A 3,364-nucleotide genomic window follows, 5' to 3' on the forward strand; every position below is an offset into this window, starting at 1 on the left:
TGCCGCCGGAGAACTCGTGCGGGTACTGCCCGGCCCGCCGCTCCGGCTCGGGGATGCCGACCATCTCCAGCAGCTCGGTCACGCGCCCGCGCGCCGCCCTGCCCGCGGCCAGGCCGTGCACCTCCAGGGCCTCGGCGATCTGGTCGCCGATGCGCATGAGCGGGTTGAGGTTGGACATCGGGTCCTGGGGCACCAGGCCGATGCCCGCGCCCCGGACGGCGGTCATCTCGCGCTCGCTCACCCCGGCCAGGTCGCGGCCGTCGAACAGCACCTGGCCGGTCGTGATGCGGCCGCCCGCGGGCAGCAGCCGGTTGACCGCGGCGGCCGTGGTGGACTTGCCCGAGCCCGACTCGCCGACCACGGCCACGGTCTGTCCCGGCAGGATCTCCATCGAGACGTTCTTGACGACGGTGACGTCCTGCTTGCGGGTGCGGAAGGCGACGGAGAGGTCGCGGATCTCCAGGAGCGGGGTCATGCGGTCCTCGATCGGTGGGTGATGGCCTGCAGCAGGCCGGTCCAGAGGGCGTCGGTGGGCGTCGGCGCGGCCGTCGTCAGCAGGCGGTTGCTCGCCAGCGCGATCGCGACGTCCCGGCCGGGGACGAACCCGACGGCGCACCCGACGTAGCCGGGGTGGCCGAGCACCGTGACGGTCTCCTCCCGCAGGTCGAGCCGGTAGGTGCGGAAGCCGAGCGCCTGGCCGGGGTCGGGGCCGGGGGTGAAGAACTCGCGGGCGACCTCGGGCCGCCACAGCCGGTCGTGCTCCTCGTAGCGGGACAGCGCGGTGGCGTACCGCAGCAGGTCCGGGACGGTGGAGAACAGTCCGGCATGGCCCGCCACGCCGCCGAAGGCGTGGTAGGCGTTGCCGTCGGCGACCTGGCCGAGCACGGGCTCGTGCCGCCAGCCGGCGAAGTCCGCGCTGCGGAAGGGCACCGGGTACGGCTCGGAGGTGTCGAGCATGCGCATCTCGACCCGGTCGTCCAGGGCGCTCATGGCCGCCTCGGGCCCCGCCGGCCGCGCGTACGTGGTGCCGGCCAGCCCGAGCGGCCCGGTGACCAGCTCGGCCACCGCCCGGTCCAGCGACGTGCCGGTGACGCTCTCGACCACCCGGCCGAGCAGGATGAAGCCCAGGTCGGAGTAGTGCCGTTCGCGGCCGGGCGCGTAGCGCGGGGCGGGCATCCGCGGGTCGAGGTACATCGGCCACCACTCCCACAGCCCGGCCCGGTGCAGCAGCAGGTCCCGCACGGTGACCTGGTCGGGGCAGCCCTCCGGCAGGTACGCGGCCGCCCGCTCGTCCAGGTCCACCAGGCGGTCGGAGACCAGGCGGAGCAGGGCCGTCGTGGTGGCGACGACCTTGGTGACCGAGGCCAGGTCGTGGTACGTGCCGAGGGTCATGGGGGCCTCGCCGGCCAGTGCGCCGCCGTCCGCCCGGCGCACGGTGCGGTGGCCGGTGCACTCGGTCAGGTCGAACCACGGCGTGCGGGCCGCCCGGACCAGGCCCGCGGGCGGACCGGGTTCCGGGCTCACCGGTCCGGGGCCGGGCGGCGCGGCGGGAGCCGGGGTCATCGGCGCAGCACCAGCGAGCGCGGCGGCGTGGTCAGCGGGGCGGGCAGGACGAGCGGGCCCGCGCCCGGCGTCAGCGTGCCGAGCACCCGGGCGGCCTGCGCGCCCGTGCCGCCGGGGACGGTGCCCGGCAGGCCGTGGGCGGTCAGCCAGCCGATGAGCGCGAAGGCGATGGCCTCCTTGTCGTCGGCCGGGGCGCCGAGCTCGTCGGACAGCGACACCCGCACGCCGGGCAGGGCGGCGCGCAGGCCGTCCATGATGACCGGGTTGCGGCAGCCGCCGCCGGAGACGACCAGCACGTCCACGCCCGCCGCGGCGACGTCGGCCGCCACCGTGCGGACGGTCAGCTCGGTCAGCGTCGCCACCAGGTCAGGGCCGGACGGCTCGCGGCCCGCCCTGGCGATCGCCGCCTCGACGTAGGCCAGGTGGAACAGCTCCTTGCCGGTGCTCTTCGGCGCGGCCAGCCGGTAGTACGGCTCGTCGAGCAGCACGTCGAGCAGGCGTTCGTCCACCTGGCCGGAGGCGGCGATCCGGCCGTCCTCGTCGTAGCCGCGCGGGTTCAGGCCGCGACCGGACACCACGGCGTCGACGAGGGCGTTGGCCGGGCCGATGTCGTAGGCGCTCAGGCCGCCGTCGCGCACGACGGTCATGTTGGAGATGCCGCCCAGGTTGAGCGCCGCCGCGCCGCCCGTGCCGCCTGTGCCGCCTGTGCCGCCCGTGTGTCCGTCCGACAGCAGGCCGCCGAGCAGCAGGTCGTCGAGCACGGAGACCAGCGGGGCGCCGTGCCCGCCCGCGGTGATGTCGCGGATGCGCACGTCCGACAGCACGGGCGCGCCGGTGCGCTCGGCGATCCAGGCGGGCTGGCCGATCTGCAGGGTGCCGCGCGCGTGCGCGCCCTCCACCCAGTGGAAGACCGTCTGGCCGTGCGAGACGATCAGGTCGGCCGGACCGGCCTGCTCGGCCGCGGCCGCGGCGGCCTCGGCGAAGCACTGGCCGATGAGCGTGTCGAGCACGCACACCTCGGCCAGCGTGACGGGCGCGGGCGGCAGCGCGGCCACCAGCCGGGCGCGCAGCTCGTCCGGATAGGGGGTGCTCGCGGTGTGCAGCACGCGGCCGGTCAGCACGTCGCCGTCGAGGCCGAAGTCGACCAGGGCCACGTCGATGCCGTCGTGCGAGGTGCCGGAGATCATGCCGAGGATCTTCATGCCGACTCTCCCAGCGCCACGCGCAGCCGTCCCTCGCTGCGGTCCAGCAGCGCCGCCGCCTCCTGCGGCCCGAGCCCGAGCCGGGCGCCGAGCACCGCCTGCTTGACGTTGAAACCGTGCTGGTCGAGCACCCGTTCCGCCTCCTCGCGGTCCACACCGGCGATCGTCCGCACGATCCTGATCGCCCGTTCCCGTAGCTTGCCGTTGCTGGCCTTGACGTCGACCATCAGGCTTCCGTACGTCTTGCCGAGCCGGACCATGACGATGGTCGAGAACATGTTGAGCACGAGCTTCTGCGCCGTGCCCGCCTTGAGCCGGGTCGAGCCGCTGACCACCTCGGGCCCGACCAGCACCTCGATCGCGTGCTCGGCCTCGGCGCTGAGCGGGGTGCCCGGGTTGCAGGACAGGCCGACGGTCAGCGCGCCGCGCTCGCGGGCCCGCCGCACCGCGCCCAGCACGTACGGCGTGCGCCCGCTGGAGGCGATGCCCACCACCGTGTCCAGCGGCCCGACGCCGGCCGCGTCGATCGCCGCCGCGCCGGCCCCCGCGTCGTCCTCGGCGCCCTCGCACGGGTGCACGATCGCCCGCTCGCCGCCGGC

4 protein-coding genes are annotated in these 3,364 nt (G+C 75.5%); all 4 read right to left on the reverse strand.

Annotated features, from left to right (window positions below; translation table 11 throughout):
• Window positions 1-475 (reverse strand): ATP-binding cassette domain-containing protein (locus ACWCSD_RS49960; protein ID WP_449926455.1); only part of this gene is annotated, 475 nt, incomplete at its 3' end.
• A complete protein-coding gene (locus ACWCSD_RS49965) occupies window positions 472-1,563 on the reverse strand; it encodes a serine hydrolase domain-containing protein (RefSeq protein WP_449926458.1) in 1,092 nt (363 codons plus the stop codon). The genes ACWCSD_RS49965 and ACWCSD_RS49960, both read right to left, overlap by 4 nt.
• Entirely contained in the window at window positions 1,560-2,765 is a 1,206-nt protein-coding gene (locus ACWCSD_RS49970; RefSeq protein ID WP_449926461.1) for an anhydro-N-acetylmuramic acid kinase, read from the reverse strand. The genes ACWCSD_RS49965 and ACWCSD_RS49970 overlap by 4 nt, the downstream gene beginning before the upstream one ends.
• Window positions 2,762-3,364: N-acetylmuramic acid 6-phosphate etherase (locus tag ACWCSD_RS49975; protein ID WP_449926464.1), on the reverse strand; the 603-nt coding region annotated here is incomplete at its 5' end. The genes ACWCSD_RS49975 and ACWCSD_RS49970, both read right to left, overlap by 4 nt.

It is taken from the genome of Nonomuraea sp. NPDC001684 (assembly GCF_053596515.1).

Excerpts from the sequence above, each read along its gene's own strand:
- ACWCSD_RS49965 (WP_449926458.1), bottom strand. The coding sequence starts at position 1,563 with ATGACCCCGGCTCCCGCCGCGCCGCCCGGCCCCGGACCGGTGAGCCCG.
- ACWCSD_RS49970 (WP_449926461.1), bottom strand. The coding sequence starts at position 2,765 with ATGAAGATCCTCGGCATGATCTCCGGCACCTCGCACGACGGCATCGAC.